This is a genomic window from Proteiniphilum sp. UBA1028, from assembly GCF_002316955.1.
GTDB lineage: Bacteria > Bacteroidota > Bacteroidia > Bacteroidales > Dysgonomonadaceae > Proteiniphilum.
Genome location: NZ_DCEN01000049.1, coordinates 122,279 through 142,956, shown reverse-complemented (window position 1 = coordinate 142,956; position 20,678 = coordinate 122,279). Strand labels below are relative to the sequence as shown.

Annotated in this window: 18 protein-coding genes; 9 read left to right on the top strand and 9 right to left on the bottom strand. The window is 48.3% G+C overall.

What is annotated here, in order from left to right:
• The 3 genes from pstC to B3Z75_RS09015 form a co-directional block, all read right to left on the bottom strand.
• The coding region (gene pstC, locus B3Z75_RS09025; RefSeq protein WP_294070476.1) for a phosphate ABC transporter permease subunit PstC at positions 1 to 618 on the bottom strand (618 nt) is incomplete at its 3' end.
• Between the two features lie 6 nt (positions 619 to 624).
• On the bottom strand, positions 625 to 1,740 hold the full coding sequence (pstS, locus tag B3Z75_RS09020) for a phosphate ABC transporter substrate-binding protein PstS (RefSeq protein ID WP_294070473.1): 1,116 nt from the start codon (positions 1,738 to 1,740) through the stop codon (positions 625 to 627).
• Between the two features lie 113 nt (positions 1,741 to 1,853).
• A complete protein-coding gene (locus B3Z75_RS09015) occupies positions 1,854 to 2,186 on the bottom strand; it encodes a hypothetical protein (RefSeq protein WP_294070470.1) in 333 nt (110 codons plus the stop codon).
• 349 nt (positions 2,187 to 2,535) lie between these two features.
• On the opposite strand from B3Z75_RS09015, the gene queC reads away from it, so the two are divergent.
• Together queC and queF are read left to right on the top strand one after the other, a co-directional pair.
• Positions 2,536 to 3,216: a 7-cyano-7-deazaguanine synthase QueC gene (gene queC, locus B3Z75_RS09010; RefSeq protein ID WP_294070467.1), complete on the top strand. Its 681-nt coding sequence runs from the start codon at positions 2,536 to 2,538 to the stop codon at positions 3,214 to 3,216.
• Between the two features lie 16 nt (positions 3,217 to 3,232).
• The gene (gene queF / locus B3Z75_RS09005) at positions 3,233 to 3,691 is read left to right on the top strand and encodes a preQ(1) synthase (protein ID WP_294070464.1); all 459 of its coding nucleotides are present in this window, start codon (positions 3,233 to 3,235) and stop codon (positions 3,689 to 3,691) included.
• Positions 3,692 to 3,719: 28 nt separating this feature from the next.
• Here the strand turns inward: queF and B3Z75_RS09000 are convergent, their stop codons facing one another.
• The gene (locus tag B3Z75_RS09000; protein ID WP_294070462.1) at positions 3,720 to 4,523 is read right to left on the bottom strand and encodes a glycoside hydrolase family 16 protein; all 804 of its coding nucleotides are present in this window, start codon (positions 4,521 to 4,523) and stop codon (positions 3,720 to 3,722) included.
• A gap of 229 nt (positions 4,524 to 4,752) precedes the next feature.
• Here B3Z75_RS09000 and B3Z75_RS08995 point away from each other — a divergent pair, with 229 nt between their 5' ends.
• The 6 genes from B3Z75_RS08995 to B3Z75_RS08970 all read left to right on the top strand — a co-directional run bounded on the left by B3Z75_RS08995 (position 4,753) and on the right by B3Z75_RS08970 (position 13,229).
• Positions 4,753 to 5,949 carry a pyridoxal phosphate-dependent aminotransferase gene (locus B3Z75_RS08995; RefSeq protein WP_294070458.1) on the top strand — a complete coding sequence of 399 codons (1,197 nt, stop codon included), beginning with the start codon at positions 4,753 to 4,755 and terminating at the stop codon, positions 5,947 to 5,949.
• A gap of 5 nt (positions 5,950 to 5,954) precedes the next feature.
• The gene (locus B3Z75_RS08990; RefSeq protein WP_294070455.1) at positions 5,955 to 7,202 is read left to right on the top strand and encodes an ABC transporter permease; all 1,248 of its coding nucleotides are present in this window, start codon (positions 5,955 to 5,957) and stop codon (positions 7,200 to 7,202) included.
• A 51-nt stretch (positions 7,203 to 7,253) separates the two neighbouring features.
• Positions 7,254 to 8,483, top strand: a complete 1,230-nt coding sequence (locus tag B3Z75_RS08985; RefSeq protein ID WP_294070452.1) for a metallophosphoesterase family protein — start codon at positions 7,254 to 7,256, stop codon at positions 8,481 to 8,483.
• Entirely contained in the window at positions 8,480 to 11,560 is a 3,081-nt protein-coding gene (locus B3Z75_RS08980) for an AAA family ATPase (protein WP_294070449.1), read from the top strand. The genes B3Z75_RS08985 and B3Z75_RS08980 overlap by 4 nt, the downstream gene beginning before the upstream one ends.
• 89 nt (positions 11,561 to 11,649) lie before the next feature.
• Positions 11,650 to 12,801: an acyltransferase family protein gene (locus B3Z75_RS08975; protein WP_294070446.1), complete on the top strand. Its 1,152-nt coding sequence runs from the start codon at positions 11,650 to 11,652 to the stop codon at positions 12,799 to 12,801.
• 86 nt (positions 12,802 to 12,887) lie between these two features.
• A complete protein-coding gene (locus tag B3Z75_RS08970; protein ID WP_294070631.1) occupies positions 12,888 to 13,229 on the top strand; it encodes a DMT family transporter in 342 nt (113 codons plus the stop codon).
• A 1,028-nt stretch (positions 13,230 to 14,257) separates the two neighbouring features.
• Here B3Z75_RS08970 and B3Z75_RS08965 read toward each other — a convergent pair.
• A complete protein-coding gene (locus B3Z75_RS08965; RefSeq protein WP_294070443.1) occupies positions 14,258 to 14,851 on the bottom strand; it encodes a sigma-70 family RNA polymerase sigma factor in 594 nt (197 codons plus the stop codon).
• A 234-nt stretch (positions 14,852 to 15,085) separates the two neighbouring features.
• Here B3Z75_RS08965 and B3Z75_RS08960 point away from each other — a divergent pair, with 234 nt between their 5' ends.
• Positions 15,086 to 15,970, top strand: coding sequence for a hypothetical protein (locus tag B3Z75_RS08960; protein ID WP_294070440.1), 885 nt, complete (start codon positions 15,086 to 15,088; stop codon positions 15,968 to 15,970).
• A gap of 112 nt (positions 15,971 to 16,082) precedes the next feature.
• Here B3Z75_RS08960 and B3Z75_RS08955 read toward each other — a convergent pair whose 3' ends face one another.
• From B3Z75_RS08955 to B3Z75_RS08940, 4 genes are all read right to left on the bottom strand, one after another.
• Complete coding sequence (locus B3Z75_RS08955) at positions 16,083 to 17,804, bottom strand: acyl-CoA dehydrogenase family protein (RefSeq protein WP_294070437.1); 1,722 nt, start codon at positions 17,802 to 17,804, stop codon at positions 16,083 to 16,085.
• A 43-nt stretch (positions 17,805 to 17,847) separates the two neighbouring features.
• The gene (locus tag B3Z75_RS08950; protein WP_294070434.1) at positions 17,848 to 18,573 is read right to left on the bottom strand and encodes an energy transducer TonB; all 726 of its coding nucleotides are present in this window, start codon (positions 18,571 to 18,573) and stop codon (positions 17,848 to 17,850) included.
• Positions 18,574 to 18,645: 72 nt separating this feature from the next.
• Complete coding sequence (locus tag B3Z75_RS08945) at positions 18,646 to 19,665, bottom strand: electron transfer flavoprotein subunit alpha/FixB family protein (RefSeq protein ID WP_294070431.1); 1,020 nt, start codon at positions 19,663 to 19,665, stop codon at positions 18,646 to 18,648.
• 99 nt (positions 19,666 to 19,764) lie between these two features.
• On the bottom strand, positions 19,765 to 20,637 hold the full coding sequence (locus B3Z75_RS08940) for an electron transfer flavoprotein subunit beta/FixA family protein (RefSeq protein WP_294070429.1): 873 nt from the start codon (positions 20,635 to 20,637) through the stop codon (positions 19,765 to 19,767).
• Between the last annotated feature and the right edge of the window lie 41 nt (positions 20,638 to 20,678).

Sequence of the window (20,678 nt, the reverse complement as noted above, 5' to 3'; positions counted from 1 at the left end):
CGCCAGAATATAAGAAGCTACAATGCCGGAGGCTGCAGTGGGTAAGCTGATGTGCTGTACCACCTCAATGCGGGTAGCTCCCAAACTGTAGGCCCCCTCCTTGAGGTTGTTGGGCACCATCGACAAAAATTCGCCGCTCAGCGAAGAGGCATAAGGAATGATCATGATGGCCAGGACAACCGACGAGAGGAAGATGCCAAATCCCTGCGCATTCACGTCCAGGGCGATGACAAGTGGGCGCACCGTGTAAAAGCCCCACAAGCCATACACGATAGAAGGGATGCCGGCGAGCAGGTCGACCACCGACCGAACTACACCCGCTATTTTTTTACCTTTGAAATATTCACCGTTGAACAAGGCTACAGCCAGTGAAAAGGGGACACAGAGCAACAGAGCGAAGAAGGCCGTGTAAAGTGTTCCCAGAATAAACGAGAGCGCGCCGTATTCTTCCGTGGCCGAACGGGGATCCCACTCAGCACTGGTGATAAATCCCCAAATGCCATATTCACGAAAGGTCTCGCCAGAACGGCTTACCAGTGCGTAGACAATGGCCGCCGACAGTAGCAGGATGAGCAATGCCGCCACAAACAGAAGAAACCGGAAAATTTTATCCTTCATATCATGTTATTCGTTCAAAACCGCTCCAACACCGTCGCCGGCAGGCTCGGAAGAGATATTGAGAGCAACGGGTGCTCCGCCATAGTTTATTTCGCTTATCAGTTTTCTGTTTTTTTCCAGCGCCTGCATTGGTAGCGGTGCATAATTGATCTGTGCCGCAACTTTTTGTCCCTCGGGGCTGATGATGTACTGCAGCAAACTCACCAACTGCTCTGCATCCTGCCGTGTGCGGCTGTCGTACTGCTGATTCTTGTATACCAGAATCCAGGTGAAGAGGCTCATCGGATAAGCTTCCGGATCACCCGAATCGGTAATCGTTGCCCGCATATCTTCCGGCAGATCCACGTTGGCTGCAGCCGAGATGGCCTCCAGCGTGGCGTTCACATACCTGCCTGCACGGTTTTTCAATTTTGCCGTGGGCAACTTTAGGGTGAGGGCATACTCAGAGCCGATATAACCAATGGCCCCTTCGGTCTGCTGCACGATACCTGCCACACCGGGGTTACCTTTGGCGGCTATGCCGGCCTCCCATTTCAGGGCTTTGCCCTTACCCATGATCCTGTCCCACTCGGGGCTCACCACGCAAAGATACTCAGAAAAGTTATAGGTTGTACCGCTACCGTCGGAACGATAAACCGGGGTTATTTCCAGGTCGGGTAGTTTTATCGTTGGATTTTCCGCTGCGAGACGGGAATCGTTCCATTTTTTTATTTTTCCGAGATAAATGTCGGCGATCAGGGCTCCTGTCAGCCGGAGGCTGTCCACACCCTCAAGGGTATAAGCCATTACCACTCCTCCCATGCAGGTGGCGATATGAATGACCTCTGCCTTCATCGACGCAATCTCCTTCTCATTGAGAAAAGCATCGCTCGCACCAAAGTCGACCGACCGGTCACGGAGGCTGCGAATACCGCCGCCACTGCCGATGGCGCCATAGTTCACCGTGATGCCGTCATGCTGGCGCATGTAATCACGGAATACTATATTATAATAGGGATAAGGGAAGGTGGCTCCTGCGCCCGAAATGGATGTCGCAAGCTTGTTGCCTTCGGAGTCGGTAGAGACATTGTTACACGATAACACAAAAAATGACAGAAGGGAGCACAGTAGAAAATGTCGCATCTATAATAAACCTAATTGTCCTGTTTAGGATATTTTACCGCAAAAGTACGATATGAATGTTACAATTCGGTTACGAATATGTTACATATTTGTTAAGTTTACCACGTGAAGGCTTATTTGATGAGCTTCTCCACTTTTTCCCGGAAATTCAACATGTGGGCGGGATCCCACCTCCACATCTCGTCGGTGAGCAATTCTACAACCTTGTCGATTTTCTCTTCCAACATCAACCCAGCCAACTGATCGGCATGGACAACCAGGGTAACCTGCTCGTTTGACTGTTCCGGATATTTCACCTTCAGGTCATATTGTGTTTCGGCTGTTCCGCCAATACGCAACCCCAACAGGATGCGGTATGTTTTGTCATCGTTCCATTTCCAACGGACAAGGAGCGCCTTTGCCATGCTGTTCCGTTTGGAGTTGCTTTCCAGGATATCTTTCATCATATTTTTATCCATACGCTACATGAATTGCAAAACCACTTACACTGTGCAACTTGGGTGGCTTATTGATGATGTGTACTGTTATAACAAAAGGGGAAAAAACATGTTCAGCCTTTCCGGTATTTTTTCTTAAAAATATCGGATCATCCTTTTTGACTCGGGAGTAAAAAAACAATTCAGGATAAGGAATGGGATAGGCAAATTACCAAAAACCGGAATCAAAAAAAAGAATAAAGCAATTTTTGGAAGTACTAAAGAAGTTGAATTACTGCTCGAAAATGTCTACTTTTGTTGGTGAAAAGCAATTGCTTTTCTGTGTAGCTTAGGAAACCACATTAAAAAACAAAGAAACATGAATGAATATAAAGCGCAGGATGCGCTCGTGCTCTTTTCGGGAGGCCAGGACTCTACCACCTGTCTCTACTGGGCCAAACAACAGTTCCGTCGTACTCACGCGCTCTGCTTCTCCTACGGGCAGCGCCACTCACAGGAGGTGGACAATGCACGCCGGCTGGCGGCCATGGCTGATGTACCCTTTCGGGTGCTCGATACAACCATCATCTCGCAGCTGGCACCCAACTCACTCACCGATCGTTCCATGCAGATGGACAAGGAGAAGCCGGATGGTTCTTATCCAAACACATTTGTGCCGGGAAGAAACCTGCTTTTTCTCACGTTTGCCGCTACCCTTGCTCATGCGCAGGATATACGCCACCTGGTGACAGGTGTTTCGGAGGCGGACTATAGCGGCTACCCCGACTGCAGGGACACCTTCATTCACTCGGCCAATGCCACACTCAACCTGGCCATGGACAGGCATTTTGTAATCCACACGCCGCTCATGTGGCGCAACAAAAAACAGGTATGGCAGCTTGCCGATGAGCTGGGTGTGTTCGACATCGTGAGAAACGAAACTCTCACCTGCTATAACGGCATCCCGGCAGACGGCTGCGGCGAATGCCCTGCATGCCTGTTACGCCGCAAAGGGCTGGAGGAGTATCTTACTGAGCGGACCGGTTTACCACACTCATAAATAAATCAACAACAATATGCAGATAGAAGGACTCAGCCACCTGGGTGGCAAGACAATATACAAACAGGATTATGCACCAGAGATGCTGGAAGCATTTGTGAACAAACATCAGGGAAACGACTATTGGGTGACGTTCGACTGCCCGGAATTCACCAGCCTCTGCCCCATCACCGGTCAGCCTGACTTTGCCACCATCCGCATCGACTACATCCCCGATGAAAAGATGGTGGAGAGCAAGAGCCTGAAGCTTTATCTCTTCAGCTTTCGCAACCACGGCGCTTTCCACGAAGACTGCATAAACATCATCATGAAAGACCTGACGGCACTCATGGATCCCAAGTACATTGAGGTTACCGGAATTTTCACACCGCGCGGGGGCATCAGCATTTATCCTTATGCCAACTACGGCCGTAAAGGCACAAAATACGAAAAAATGGCCGAAGAAAGACTCTTCGGCCACTCCTTCCCGCTATAATCCCTCCCTTTTCCCGGATGGCAACGGGTTATTTTTCAGATGTGACTGGCTGTTGCGGCTCGTAGTAACGCACCCAGTCGATAAACAGATCGGCCGGTAGCACTGACGGATCGGTATCCTTATTCAACCTGACGCCGATAAACAGATCAAAATCGTGGTCGTAAAACGGGAACTGGCCGGGAATATCGGTGAGAATACGAGGGTATTTCTTGGTGCGGATGTCATCCACATAGAAGACCACGCTGTCGGCATAGTTTTCTACCGCATACGTATGATACTGGCCGGGGTTCACACCTACCAGCACACTGGAGGGAGGATTGTCGGGCATCCCCTGCGTAGTGGTGTATTCGGAAGTTACAGACTGATACACAAACTCATCCAGACCATATCGTTCCATGAAGTCGATCGATATATTTTTCGTCTTATCGGCCGGCACCAACGAAAGGTATGGGGTAGCATCCTCCACGGTGTTCATCCGGGCCCTGACTTCAATGCGGTTGATGCTGCCGGCGTTGAATGCCGGGCGGTTGATACCACCAGTAAGGAAAGGCATGGAATCGTTGTCCGCATCATTGGCAAGCGCGCGCAACACCAGGTTGCCTTCCTGTAAAACATACAGTCCTTCGTGATGACTCATATAGCGAAAGGAAGGGAGTTTGCTCTTGGGTGTCTTCAACCAGGAGGCAGTATCGAGCGATGTATCGAAATCATCTTCCCATACAAGGCTCCATCCCTTTCTTGCTTTTTCGTCTTCGTTTTCTTTCTGACCTGAGCAGGAGATCAGCCCCAGTGAGATTGCTGACAGTGCCAGCCAAGTTGTAATTTTTTTCATTTTAATGGTTTTGTCGTTCTTTTCGTCTTTTGTTTAATCCGGAATGTCAAAAACAGGTGCATCCGCAACATGACTTTGCATCAATAACAGGCAAAGCAAATGATTACCTCACCATTTTTTCGCTGCAAAAGTAGCTATTATCCCTCAGATAAGGAAACTTTTTTACTACCTTTGCTCCCTGTTTATAAGTTTTTAAATAGTAGTAGACAAATCATTCATTTCAGTTATTATGCCGGAAATTTCCCAGCGGGGAGTGCAGATGCCCGCATCACCCATACGCAAATTAGCTCCACTCTCTGATGCTGCCAAGGCACAGGGTGTAAAAGTATATCACCTCAACATCGGTCAGCCCGACCTCCCTTCGCCGGTGACGGCACTCGACGCGATTCGCTCCATCGACCGCACCACGCTGGAATATAGTCCTAGCGACGGATATCGGTTTTACAGAGAGAATCTGACGACATACTACAAACAGTATGACATCGACCTTACGCCCGAACAGATCATCGTGACAGCCGGTGGCTCGGAGGCTGTGTTGTATGCGTTCATGGCCTGCCTGAACCCGGGTGACGAGATTATTGTCCCCGAGCCTGCCTATGCCAACTACATGGCTTTTGCCATCTCGGCCGGTGCGGTCATTCGCACCATCCCCTCAACCATGGAAACGGGTTTTGCCCTTCCTCCGATGGAGGAGTTTGAGAATCTGATCAACGAGCGCACCAAGGGCATCCTGATCTGCAACCCCAACAATCCCACGGGATATGTCTACACACCCCAAGAGATGGAACAGATCAGGAATCTGGTGAAAAAGTACAACCTCTATCTCTTCTCAGACGAGGTATACCGCGAGTTTATTTATAACGACACACCTTATGTATCGGCGTGCCACCTGGAGGGGGTGGAAGAAAATGTGGTGCTGATTGATTCCGTTTCAAAAAGATACAGCGAGTGCGGCATCCGCATTGGCGCGCTGATTACCAAGAACCAGAAGGTTCACGACACCGTGATGAAATTTTGCCAGGCACGGCTAAGTCCGCCCCTGATCGGACAAATTGCTGCCAACGCATCGTTGCAAGTGAGCAGCAGTTATATGCAACACAACTTTGACGAATATAAGGGACGACGTGACTTCCTCATCGAAAGGCTGAACAAGATTCCCGGTGTCTACTCGCCCATGCCGCAAGGAGCATTCTACACGCTTGCCAGGCTTCCTATCGACGATGCCGATGCCTTTTGTGGCTGGTGTCTCTCCGATTTCCGGTATGAGGGGCAGACCATCTTCATGGCGCCGGCCACCGGCTTTTATGTGACACCCGGCCTTGGAAAGAACGAAGTACGTATAGCCTATGTGCTGAATAAAGAAGATCTGGACAAGGCGTTGACGGTGCTCGAGAAGGCACTGGAGGCTTATCCAAACAGAAGATAGCATGCATGAATGCAGAACTGTTCATAGCGAAACGAATCTACAAAGGCGATAAGAAGAATAACAAACGGGTCTCGTCGCCCGCCATCAGGATTGCCATTGCCGGTATCGCTCTGGGGCTGGCGGTGATGATCGTAGCGGTATGCATCATCGTGGGCTTCAAGAAGGAGGTCCGCGCCAAGGTGATCGGCTTTGGCTCTCACATTCAGATTACCGCCTTCGAGAGCAACTCCTCCTACGAACATATGCCCATTGCAGTATCCGACACGCTGCTTGCGCATCTGCGTGCCAATCCGGCTATCAGCAACATTCAGGAGTTTATCACCAAGCCGGGTATTATCAAGACCGACGACGATTTTATGGGAGTGGTCCTCAAAGGTGTGGCTGAAGGGTACGACTGGCAATTCTTCCGGAAGAACCTGGTGGAGGGAACGGTGATAGAACCCGCAGACACGGCTGACGGCAACCGGGCAATCATCTCCAAAGAGATGGCCGACAAGCTGCTACTGAAGAGGGGGGACAGCTTCACCTGCTACTTTGTGCAGGATCCGGTGCGTGCACGCCGTTTCGATATCGTGGGCATCTACGAAACCAACTTCGAAGATTACGACAAACTTTACATCCTCACCGAAAAGGAAGTGCTTGCCCGTCTTAACGGATGGGATTCCGATATGGTGAGCGGCATTGAGGTGCTAGTAAAGAATTACGACAACCTGGACAGGACCGCGCAGGAGCTTTTCTTTGATATGGCCTCTCACACAGACCGGCTGGGCAATGCTTTTTACACCCGCTCCATCAAGGACATCAATCCCATGATCTTTAACTGGCTGAACCTATTGGACATGAATGTATGGGTGATCATCATCCTCATGCTGGTGGTATCCGGTTTCACCATGATTTCCGGTTTGTTGATTATTATCCTGGAGCGCACCAACATGATCGGCATTCTCAAATCGATGGGTGCCCGGGATTTAAGCATCCGCAAGGTTTTTCTCTACCTCTCTGCCTTCCTCATCGGGAAGGGAATGCTATGGGGTAACGTGATCGCACTGCTGTTTTGTTTTATTCAGTACCGGTGGCAGCTATTGAAACTGGATCCTTCCACCTACTATCTCGCGGCCGTGCCCGTGGACCTGAACCCGCTCTATATCATCCTGCTGAATGCAGGCACCCTTTTCGTATCCCTGCTGATGATGATTGGACCTTCCTACCTTGTGGCTAAAATTACGCCTGCCAAATCCATTCAGTTCGAGTAACTGTCTGGAATAACTCAGAAGAAAAGCATTATATTTGCGAAAAGCTAAAAAATGAAAATCCTTCATACATCCGACTGGCATTTAGGCAAAAGGCTTGAAGATTTCTCCCGCCTGGAGGAACAACAAGCGGTGATGCAGGAGATCTGTGAGATCGCCGACCGGGAAGAGGCAGATGCTGTGCTGATCGCAGGAGATCTGTTCGACACGTTCAATCCTCCCACCGAGGCTGTAGATCTGCTGTACAAAGTCCTGAAAAGGCTCACCGCAAATGGACGCCGCCCGGTGATTGCCATTGCCGGAAATCACGACTCGCCCGACCGCATTGAAGCACCCGACCCGCTTGCCCGCGAGTGCGGGATCATCTTCGCCGGTTACCCCAATTCAATTGTACCCCCATTTATCCTCGAATCCGGCCTGCAAGTACTGAAAAGCGATAGAGGCTTTTTGGAGTTAACACTTCCGGGCAGCAACAGCCCGCTGCGCATTCTGCTTACACCCTATGCCAACGAATATCGGCTAAAAGCCTTTCTTGGACACGAAAACAGCGAAGAAGAACTGCGCAGGATCCTTCAGCAAAGATGGGAAAGCATCGCCAGCCAATACTGTGATGACCGTGGCGTAAACATCCTGCTGTCGCACCTGTTTATGGTAAAGAAGGGCGACCCGCTTCCGGAGGAGCCGGAGGAGGAGAAACCCATCCTGCATGTAGGAGGCGCGCAGGCCGTGTATACCGAAAATATTCCTTCACAGATTCAATACACGGCGCTGGGGCATCTGCACCGGATGCACAAGGCGGACGACACATCGCCCTCACCCGTTTATTACAGCGGAAGTCCCCTCTCCTACAGTTTTTCTGAGGCCGACCAACAGAAGTATCTTTTGCTGGTGGAGATCGAACCGGGTCATGGAGCCACGGTACGGGAAATTCCGCTCACGGGTGGCAAGCGTCTCCTGCGCAAAAAGGCGTATGGAGTAGAGGAAGCATTGCTATGGCTTGCAGAAAACAGGGATGCTTTGGTAGAGCTCACACTGGTCACCGATACTTTTCTTACGGCACAAGACAGGAGAAGGCTCCAGGCTACGCACGAGGGAATCATATCCATTATTCCGGAAGTATCCGACATGGACGCCCTGACAGGTCGCTCTCCCTCCAATATCGACCTGAGTCAAAGCATGGAAACACTTTTTCGTGATTATTTCCTGCACGAGAAGGGGCAGGAGCCCGGCGAGGAGATTCTGAGCCTGTTCAGGGAGATTATGGCAGAGGAGGAGGAATCATGATACCCATAGAGTTAACCTTGCAAGGACTCTATTCCTACCAGGGGAGACAAACCATCGATTTCACCAGGCTTACCGGTGCGAACCTGTTTGGCATCTTCGGAACGGTGGGCAGCGGCAAGTCTTCCATCCTCGAAGCAATTACTTTCGCTATTTATGGGCGCACCGATCGGTTGAACCTCTCGGGCGACAACCGCTACTACAACATGATGAACCTAAAGTCGAACGAGCTCCTGATCGATTTCATCTTCGAAGCCGGGAAGGATCAGACAGCCTACCGGGCAATAACAAAAGGAAGGCGCAACAGCAAGCGGTTCGATGAGGTAAAAACGTTAGAACGCTCTGCATACAGGAAAGTCGGCCACGACTGGGTCCCCATTGATGTTGCATCATTGGAAGAGGTTGTAGGATTGAGCTACGATAACTTCAAGCGCACCATCATCATCCCGCAGGGTCAATTTCAGGAGTTTCTACAGCTCGGCAACAAAGACCGCACCCAGATGATGAAGGATCTTTTCAACCTTGGGAAGTTCGAATTCTATTACAAGGTAGTGTCTCTGGAATCGAAAAACAACGCACGCAAGCAACACATTGAAGGCCAGCTACAACAACTGGGATCCGTTGATCCGGAGCAGGCGGACAGCTATCGTAAGCAATTGTTGCTGCTCGAAAAGGAGATTGGCGACCTAAACCGGAAGCTGGACGAAAACACATTGCATGAGGAACAACTCCGCAAACTGCAGGAGCTGACCCAAAAGACTAGCGATGCAGAAAAGGAGCAACAACAGCTTCAGGAGCAGGAGCCTCACTTTCGTTCTCTTGAAAAAAGGGTTGAGCGCTACGAGCAGAGCGTGATGTTGTTCAAGCATCAGCTTGACCTGCTGCAGGAAAGCCGGAAGAAAAAAGAACTCCGGGATGCGCAGATTCGCATTGACACGGATAAATTGCGAAGAGAGGAAGAGGAAATTGAACGACTCGAGAAAAGGCTGGACACAATAACAACGGCGTACGAGAAAAGGGATGAGTTAAACAGAAAGGCAGAAGAGCTTACACGTCTGCTTCAAATAAAGATGCTGGAGGAGATCGTTTCCGTCGAAGAGTCTCGTGTAAAGAAAGGCACCCTGGCCCTGGAAAGCACCCTGGCGGAAATACAAAAGCTAAAGATTAAAAAGGAATCGCTGGAGCAGGCGATAAAAGCAGCACGAGACACTATGCCCGACCTGTCGCTTCTGTCCTCCATCAAAGCGTGGTATATAGAAAAACATCATCTCGACGATCAACTGCTGGAAGTGGAAAATGAGTTGAAAAAATATCTGCAGCAGGAAAACAAGACTCTCGAAGAAAAATTGCTGATTCTGGAGGATACAGAATTTGAAGGATTGTCAAAAGATGCCGGCTACAAGGAATACATTCTCCATCTGCAGGCAACAGGCGAAACGATAAAAGAAAAGCAGATGCTGCTGGGTGAACAGGAGAACAGCCTCCGGCTAAAAGAACAGCTGAAAGCCTATGCCGAGGCACTGACCGAGGGAAGGCCATGTCCTGTCTGTGGATCACTGCATCATCCGGAACGCTATAAAAGCGAAGCATATCACGACACATTGAGCCGGCTTATTGCAGAAAAGCGCTCGCTGGAGCTGCGACAGGAGCGTATTGTTGTTTTGGAAAAGGAACTAAGCCTTCTCGAGAGCCGGCAATTGCAGATTTCCAGCGGACTGCATGATCTGTGCCAAAAGAAGAGATTGCTTGGCGATAAGGCCGTATCCCATCTCAAACAATTTGCCTGGGATGCCTACCGTGAGGAAAAAGAAGTGAGCAACGCTTTCAATAAGGCAAAGTTGATTCAGGCAGAGTTAAACAGACAGGAGGCAGACTTGCAGAAAGCAGCAAAAGAACTGGAAAAACAGGAGCATAACAGGGAGCGGTTCCGGGAAGAACTGGAAAAGATAAAAACATCGCTCACGGTAAACCAAACCAGGTTGAGGACCATCGGGCAGCAGCTTCAGTGGATACAGCCTGAACAATATCGCCAAACGCCTCCTTCTTTGATTGAAGAGGAGAAAAACAGCTTGCTGAAGGAGTACGTGCGCCTAGAGAAGGAGTACACCGAAAACAACAAGATCCTTCAGGAACATCGTAAACAAAAAGATACGCTTGCCGGCAGCCTGGCATCCAACCAAAAGGAACTGAATGAGGAACAGTCGGCCATCGACAAGCTAAACAATGCATTGAAACTGCAGGTGGAGCAATCCTCCTTCCAATCGGTGGAAGAAGTAATCGGCATTCTGTCGCAACCCATCGATACGGAAGCGGAGAGACAACACCTTACCCGTTTTAGGGAACAATTGCTGCGTTGTGCATCCACCCTGCAGCAACTCCGGCATGAGGCAGCCGGCAGGGTGTATGATGCCGGTGTGCACCGGGCCCTTAAGGAGGAGATTGCCATGCTCCGGGAGCAGGCCACACAGAAAATTCAGGAACAGGGAAAAACGGCGGAACAGCTTAAAAAGTTACAAGAAAATATGGAGAATCAGACGCTGCTTCGCAAGGAGCACGACAGCCTGGAAGCAAGAGCAGAGGATATCAGAACCCTGAAGTCGCTATTCAAGGCAAGCGGTTTTGTGGATTACATCTCCTCTGTCTACTTGCAGAATCTCTGCAACACAGCCAACGATCGTTTCTTTCAGCTTACCCGGCAGCGACTGAGCCTGGAGATCACGGCCGACAACAGCTTTCAGGTGCGTGACTTCATGAATGGAGGAAAGACAAGAAGTGTTAAAACTCTTTCGGGAGGTCAAACATTTCAGGCTTCACTGTCGCTTGCCCTGGCTCTTGCCGACAACATCCAGAAGATTACCCAATCAAGCCAAAACTTCTTCTTCCTCGACGAAGGTTTCGGCTCGCTGGACAAGGAGTCACTCGATATTGTATTCGACACCCTAAAGTCGCTGCGCAAGGAAAACCGCATTGTGGGTGTCATTTCGCATGTGGAGGAGATGCAGCAGGAGATTGATGTGCACCTCTATATCGAGCATCACCCCGAAAAAGGCAGCATCATCCACCCCAGCTGGAAGAAATAATGGATGTTGAGATTAGAACTCCCTCCCGGATATATTCTGGACAGACAGCAATCCGGGAAGATAAACATAAAATAGTGAACGTTGGACAAATGTCAAATATCTCATCGGCTACATTTGCAGACTCAAAGCCACATTATCAGATTCTGAACGGGTTACGTGGAATTGCGGCACTGATTGTGATAGGGTATCACATCTTTGAAGCCTTTGCCACAAGCCCTGCAGATCAACAATTCAATCACGGATACCTTGCTGTAGACTTCTTCTTTATACTGTCAGGGTTCGTGATCGGGTATGCTTACGACGACCGGTGGAAAAGTATGGAAACCAGAAATTTCATTACGCGCCGGTTAATACGTCTTCAACCAATGGTGATAACAGGGGCCGTGTTAGGAGCGATAACCTTTTTCATGCAAGGAAGCGAAAAATGGGATGGGACACCGGTTGCTCCTCTTCTGGTGATGTTTGCGTTGCTGCTCCACATCTTCCTGATTCCGGCCGTACCGGGTACCGGGGCTGAAGTACGTGGAAACGGAGAAATGTACCCGTTGAACGGCCCGAGCTGGTCCCTGTTTTTTGAATATATTGGAAACCTGCTGTATGCTTTTTTTCTGCGCAGGCTGTCTACACGGGCTCTCGCAACGCTTGTCGCCCTGGCAGGTGTGGGATTAGCCTCGTTTGCCATTGGCAATCTTTCCGGATTTGGGCATTTGGGCGTGGGCTGGACCCTGGCCGATTACAACCTGCTTGGAGGTTTTTTACGGTTGCTTTTTGCCTTCTCTGCGGGACTCCTCTTATCGCGTGTTTTCAAACCGGTCCATATCACGGGGGCTTTTTGGAAATGCAGTCTGGTTATTGTAGTTTTGCTTTCCATGCCCTATATTGGCAATGGCAATTCGCCATGGATAAATGGCATATATGATGCGGTATGCACCATCGCAATCTTTCCCATGCTTGTTTATCTGGGGGCTTCGGGAAAAATAACCGGAAAATTTACTGTCGGGATGTGTAAATTTCTGGGGGATATATCCTATCCGCTCTACATGGTGCATTATCCCTTTATGTACCTTTTCTATTCTTTTGTGTGGAAGAAAGAACTCACGTTCGCCCAAACATGGCCATTTGCATTTATTTTATTGTTTGGAAATATCCTGGTCGCATATCTGTGCCTGAAGATGATTGACGAGCCAGCACGCAAATATCTGACAAAACGTTTTTTGCAAATAAAAAAGGATGGACATTGAACACAGCGCCGTTGTTGAGCGTATTTGCGACCCAATAAATTATATCCGATAAAATGAATAAACAGAAAGGGACAAAGAGTATGAGCATAAACTGGATAATCCTGATTATTGGTGGCTTGTTCGAATCGATTTTTGCAATGAGCCTGGGAAAAATGCAACAAACATCCGGGAAGGAGATGTGGATGTGGTTAATCGTCTTTATGTTGTCGGTGAGCCTGAGCATGTTGTTGCTCTTTAAATCGATGGGAGGCGATCACCCTATTCCTACTGGTACTGCTTATGCTGTGTGGGCAGGAATCGGCGCTGTTGGAACGGTCATATTGGGCATTTTTGTTTTTAAGGAACCCGTTACTTTCTGGCGGTTGTTTTTCCTGAGTGCGTTAATTTTTTCTATTGTGGGGTTGCAATTGACATCGAAACATCTGTAATTTTGATGTACCAATCATTTTTTCTCCAATCTACTCCAAAATTCAGGTTAACAAGCAGTTCTTTTTTCGAACAAAACCGCAGAGAAAGAGACGCAATAGTCTAATTACCAATAAACTACAAACCATGTTGATATCCTGTTCATAACCTGTTCATAAGTTGTTCGTATTTTTAGTCCAAAATAGTTGCTTTTTTCCTTTTCCGGACGTTATATTTGCAGAGAGCAACAAAACATATCCGTGCACACAACGTGCAAAAGATATAGGAGTTCTTTGAAATTTTGCATACGACCGGAAGAATTTCATTCACGAGATGCACAAACTCAGTTTGTCATTCCAATGTTCTTAATGAGAAAGGCTTACCAGCTTTTCCCGGAAGGACTGAATGCAATTCTGTTGCACCATGTAACATTTGCAAAAGCAATTGCCAGTGGCTCTGTTGAAGAGTGATCCTTCGCGGGTATCTTTCTTCTCCGAAAGTTGCTGCAAAAGCTTGCAAAAACTATAAGGTTTTTCGGAACCGTGAGCCTCTCCTATCTAAAGTAGGAAGATTTTCACAGGCCCGGATATTATGGAAGTTGCTACAGGAAATTTATTTCCCGGCAACAACCAGTTTCAAAAAGGCTGAATACAGTTACCTGAACATTTTCACGCAATACATCTGCAAGTTTACTTGTAGTTTGTAAAACAAAAAGAATGTTCGCGTTATTTATTCTGCTTCACAGTCCGGAAAAATGAATATCAAACGATTTAATGTTATCGAACCGAATGATATTGAGACTTCTCGGAACAGCTTTAACAGCCTCAAACACTGTTTTAGACGTTACTTGAGGTATCCGTATTCTGAAGTATCTGCCTTTTATGTAGAGCAATCAAAATAAGCTTAAAACGTTTGTTTTGGTTTTACAGATTTGAAACACCTGCACATATAGCTATGCACGCAAAGCAACATCTGCACCGTCCGTGCAAAACGATTTGAACTCCTACCCTGCAATAGCCCCGGATCCACCGGGGCTATTTTTATGTATATCCTAATCCAGAGTAAAAATCATCTTGTTCTCCTCGGCCATTCTGCGCATGTTGAGGATGGCATAACGCATACGCCCCAGAGCCGTGTTGATGCTCACACCCGTTCTATCGGCAATTTCTTTAAAGCTTAAATCCTTGTAGTAACGCATTTCCAGCACCTCTCGCTGAGCATCGGGCAGGCAGGCAACAAGCTTTTTGACATCCGAGAGCACCTCTGTTCGCACCAGTTCGACCTCCACAGTATCCTCACCGAGGGAGGAACTATTCCACAGATCCAGGTCATAATCGTCGTTGGAAATAGTATTCTCGTTTTTCTTCTGCCGGAAATAGTCGATCATCAGATTGTGCGCAATTCGCATCAGCCACGCTTTGAACCTGCCAGTTTCGGTGTATCTCCCCTGCTTGATGGTGGTGATGGCTTTTATAAAGGTATCCTGAAAAATGTCTTCCGCCAGACCGTTATGACGGACAGTGAAGAGAATGTAGGTGTAAAGAGACTGTTTATAACGCTCGAGGAGTACATCAAACGCTGCGTTATTGCCACAGGCATACGATACAACCAATTCTTCGTCGGTCATCGCACTGAAAGTATCCATTGCTTTACTTCTTCAATTGTTATGTTAAATTAATGGAGTAAAGAGGACTTATAGGCAATCAATTTTAGCGTTTGTTATTTATCGGTAACAAAGAAAAATAAAAAAAGAATACAGAACAAGCATAATAACAGATTAATGATGGCGACAGGGATGATAAAAAGTTAAAAACAGGATTTTTCCGCGAAGTTTACTACCTTTGTTTGAAAAGGTGTAATCTTTTATTCAGAAAAATTTATGAGACGTCTTTGCATACCGTTGCTTCTAAGTTATCTTTTCTCAACGGGGGTCGCACAGGATATCACCGTGAGGCAGGACAGCCTTAAAACCATCATCGCCACAGGCACGCTACGCCAGCAGAAAGATACAGTTCAATCAAGAAATGTTTCTCTGAAACTACCCCGGCTGAATCCGGCCATGGACATGCATCCACAACTCACACCCTACCAGCGCTTTACGGTCAGCACACCGTCTGCATCTGCCAGCAGACTTTTGCCGCCGATTTATTGGAGAGGTGTGGCATCCGATTATATCAATTCGAAAAGCCGCACTGCCATTGCTACGACCATGCCTGCACGCAACCTGCTGCTTCACTCTTCGACCACATTGGGCCTGGTGGAAACACCCTGGTTTGGGAAAGGCACCTATTACATCCTGGATGCCGGAGCGAACTATACTATATCTCCGGCTCTGAATGTGGGAATCAGCGGGGGATATAATTCCGGTTTCGGCATCCTCCCCTTTTGGAATGCAGGGATCGACGCAACGTATATGCTGCATCCGAACCTGTTGATCGAAGGGGGAATCAATTATTTGCAGACTGGAAAAAATACGTTTGGCCTGAATCAGTCGGCCCTGCTAATCGACCTACATGGCCGTTACCAACTGAACAACGACTGGTATTTGAATGCATACGGAGGAATGCCAGTAAGCCAAAGCAACAGCCATCCCTTGCGGCCGATGCTCCCGACGATGCACACTCTTTACTATGGCGGCTCCGTGGAGCATTGGTTCAACTCCACCACTGGTGTAGAAGCCGGCGTGATATGGATGCGCGACATGTTTACCGGAAAAATGCGTCCCCAGCCCAAGCTGGAACTGCTCTTCCGCCCAAAAAGATAAGCTCCATTATTTTAGGGTGATCGCGAAAGAAATCGAAAGACTTCCGGATATACTGGCTGGCATACAAAAAAGGGACCTGAAACAGTCCCTTTTTCCTGAAAATAAGAATACACTATTGCTCCGTAAGATCGGGCTTATAATAGGCAAGATCTTCGATGCGCGACTGAGCAATAAAGTTGTAGTTTTTCACCAACTCGTTCCGTCCATAATGGACATACACCTCGGCACTGCGACGGAATAACTCCTGGTTTTTGTTGGCATCCTGCAGAAGCAGGTATCCCGCAATGATGTGCCCGGCACTCTCTACCAACCGGCGGGCATGGAAATCGAGGTACTCTTCATCCTTGGCTGCAACGACCGTCTCCACCATCTTTTCATATGTCTCGGTCATCTTTGCCAGTACGTTCTTCAACGGCTCCAGTTCGGGAGTAAGCGGCATGGCGACATACTCTTTTATCCTTTGCAGATAAGTACCGGTGGTGACATGGCGTATGGCAGCCACCACCTGAAGCTGCGTGGTTCCTTCGTAGATGTTGGTGATGCGGGCATCCCGGTAGAGACGCTCACACTTATAATCTTTCATATATCCCGAGCCGCCATGTATCTGAATGGCATCGTAGGCATTCTGATTGGCATACTCGCTGCTCATCCCCTTACCAAGCGGAGTAAAGGCATCGGCCAGGCGGGAATAATATTTCATCTCCTCCCTCTCCTCCGGAGAAAGCTTGCGCTCACGGCCAATATCTTCCAAAGTCTTGTACATATCCACAAAACGGCAGGTTTCATAAAGGACACTACGTGAGGCATCGGTCTTTGCCCGCATATTTGCCAACATCTCATATACTGCCGGAAAGGTGATAATAGCCTTACCGAACTGACGCCGTTCAATGGCATAGTTGTATGCTTCGCGCGTGGCCGCTTCGGAGATGCCAACCGACTGAGCCATGATGCCCAGGCGGGCGCCATTCATCAGTGACATCACATATTTGATAAGCCCCATCCGGCGACTGCCCACAAGTTCAGCTTTGGCATTCTTGAAAACCAACTCGCAGGTGGGCGCTCCCTTGATGCCCATCTTGTTTTCAATGCGGCGCACATTCACGCCGCCGCTGCGTTTGTCGTAGATAAACATCGACAGGCCACGGGCATCTTTGGTCCCCTCCTCGGAGCGGGCAAGCACCAAGTGAATATCGGCATCTCCATTGGTGATAAAACGCTTTACACCATTCAGATACCATTGGTTCTCCTGCTCATTGAAGGAGGCTTTCAGCATCACCGCCTGAAGATCCGATCCGGCATCGGGCTCCGTGAGGTCCATCGACATGGTCTCTCCCTTCACCACACGCGGGATGTAATTGTTCCTCTGCTCTTCGTCCCCAAACTCATAGATGGTCTCACCGCAGTCCTGTAACATCCATATATTCTGAAAGCTGGCGTCGGCGCGACTCACAATATCGGCACTGATCATGTAGGGAACCATCGGGAAGTTGAGCCCCCCGTATTTACGGGAAAACCGCATTCCCATCAGCTCTGCCCTGTTGAGCACATCGAGATTCTCCTGGGTGTTGGCTGCATACGTAACACGGCCATCAGCTACAGTAGGGCCGCTATGATCTACCTCCTCAGCATTGGGTTCAATAATGTCGCCACAGATCTCCCCCACCACTTCCAGCACTTTATCGTAACTGTCCATCGCATCTTCAAAATCGATGGGTGCATAGTCGTATGTCTCCCTGTCTGCGTAATTTCGCTCCTTTAATTCCACAATTCGTTTCATCAGTGGATGCTGAAGGTAATGCCTGAATTGCGGTGTATCTGTATAAAAATTTGCCATGTTTTAAGAAATATTATTAGTAGGTTTTTATCAATACTGAATTTTAAAGTTCACGCTGGTTTGGAATTTCAAAAACAAGAGGCAACGTGTATCGCGTCCTGACAGGCTTTCCATCCAGTTTGGCCGGCTCCCATTTATGTATAAAAGCCACGACCTCTGTCGCACGCATTGCTTCCTTGTCGAGTAAATGATGTGCTCCCCGAACAATCTTAGGAGATACCATTTTCCCTTCTTTATCAATAATAAAGTTTATGATGACGCGTCCTTCGATGTTGTTTTTTCGTGCTTCCTCGGGGTAGCGGACAGCAGCAATTATTAATGCGGACAATGTTTTTACCCCACCGGGAAATTGTGCATGCTGCCAATAAGGCTCTGCGGAACGCTCGTTACCATCTTCATCAAAAAAGCGCCCTTTGTTATATTCCCCGCGAAGGTATGTTTCATCACGACGAAGAGAACCGTCCGGGTAATATTCCCTCAAGGTTCCCTCACGAATACCGTTTTTGAAATGCTCCACCAGTTTTTTACTACCGGAAGGATAATACTCTACACTTTTGCCGTTTAGATTGTTGTTTTCATACATACGGGTCACGCTGTCCCGCCCATCGGAATACAAAAAGTGTGACGATCCATTTTTAATTTTCCGGTCTGCATTGTATTCGGAATAATATTCCCATCCTTTATGTACACCTTCTCTAGTAAAGATATCTACTTTAATAATCTTATCCGACTCTTTCGTGACCACGGCATAGTTGTCGGTACGGCTCAAAAAAATCGTATCTTGGGCTAAGAGGGACGGTAAACTCAAAACGAGCAAGAATATCAAGCAACTCCTTTTCATCTACTTTGTGTTCTTCTTGTAATATTTTATCATCTTCGGAATCACCTTTTCCACATCCCCCGTAATCACATAATCGGCAATAGTGTTGATGGGTGCATTTGGATCGTTATTGATGGAAATGATGATGGAACTGTCCTGCATGCCGGCAATATGTTGTATCTGTCCCGATATGCCACAGGCAATGTATACCTTAGGGCGAACGGTAACACCGGTTTGTCCTACCTGGCGTTCGTGCTCGGTAAAACCGGCATCCACCGCCGCACGCGAAGCGCCTACCTCGGCACCCAATACGTCGGCCAACTGGTAGAGAAGCTGAAAGTTCTCTTTCGACCCTACCCCGTATCCTCCGGAAACAATGATGGGTGAGTTTTTGATGTTCACTTTCGATTTTTCAATGTGCCGGTCGATGACTGAGACGACAAAATCTTCATCCTTTACAAAATCACAGACCGTGTGTTCCACAGTTTCTCCTTTGTATTGGGGATCGAAAATCTCCTTCTTCATGACACCCTCGCGTACTGTTGCCATCTGCGGACGATGATCGGGATTGACGATCCAGGCCACAATATTACCCCCAAAGGCGGGTCGTATCTGATAAAGCAGGTTCTTATATGTTTTCCCGATTTTCTTTTCTTCGTGATCTCCTATCTCGAGAGATGTACAGTCGGCCGTAAGGCCGCTACCCAGCGCCGACGACACACGGGGGCCCAGGTCGCGACCGATAATGGTGGCTCCCATCAGGCAGATCTGCGGCTGTTCTTTTTTGAACAGCTCCACCAAAATAGAGGTATGCGGCATGGTGGTATAAGGCGACAAGCGTTCGTCTTTGAAGATGTGCAGCACATCCACGCCATAAGGAAAAACCTGTTGGTCAACTCCGTTGAGGTTTGCACCAGCTGCAATGGCTTCCATCTTGCAGTTAAGCTGGTTGGCCAGTGTACGCCCCTTGGTGAGTAGTTCCAGGCTAACATCGGCTACAGTACCCTCTTCAATTTCCAGATATACAAATAAGTTGTTCATTTATTAAATCTTAATAAATTAGACTATCCCTGCGTTTAACATGGTCCAAACGGGGTTGGCCTCTGCTCTCGCTTATTGGAATAGTTCTTTTTTAATTTTTTATCCAATTGTATGATTTTCTATTAGTTCTCTCATCAGCTCATCAATCTCGACATCACTGTCGGTGAGACGTTTGCTTTCTTTGGCCTGAAAGACCACATTTTCGATCTTTTTCACTTTCGTAGGAGAGCCGGAAAGGCCGCACTGCAGCGGGTCGGCATCTACATCGGCCACACTCCATTCGGTAAGGTTCAGATAGGGATGACTACTATAAATATCAATGTAATCGAGATTTTCAACCTGCCTCTCGGTCACCGTTTTGGCATGTTTAAACTTTAGCAGAAATTTCGCATTCCTGGGCCGGCAGGGACGAGCTGAGCTATTCACGGTAATGACTGCCGGAAGAGGACACTCCACCACTTCTACCCCGTTATCGAGGCGTCGCTTGACGGTAACTTTACCCTTGTCAAGTGCTTCGATGTTTTCCGCATAAGTGATCTGCGGAATTCCCAGTTTTTCGGCCACCTGCGGTCCTACCTGTGCCGTATCACCATCGATTGCCTGTCGTCCGGCGACAATAATATCATATTTCCCGATCTTTCGTACTGCCATTGACAAAGCGTACGATGTAGCTAGTGTGTCGGCACCGGCAAAAGCTCTGTCGGTCAACAACACGCCATCGTCCGCCCCGCGAAATAATCCTTCGCGCAAAATATCGGCAGCGCGTCCCGGCCCCATGGTCAGCACCGTAATCCGGGATCCGGGAAAACGATCCTTGATATCCAGTGCCTGCTCCATTGCGTTCAGGTCTTCCGGATTAAAAATTGCAGGCAGCACTGCCCTGTTCACGGTTCCGTCGGCCTTCATTGCATCTTTCCCGACATTGCGCGTATCGGGGACCTGCTTAGCCAACACAATAATGTTAAATGCCATTGTAGTCTGTTTAGTTGGTTTCTTTTAGGTATCTATTTTAT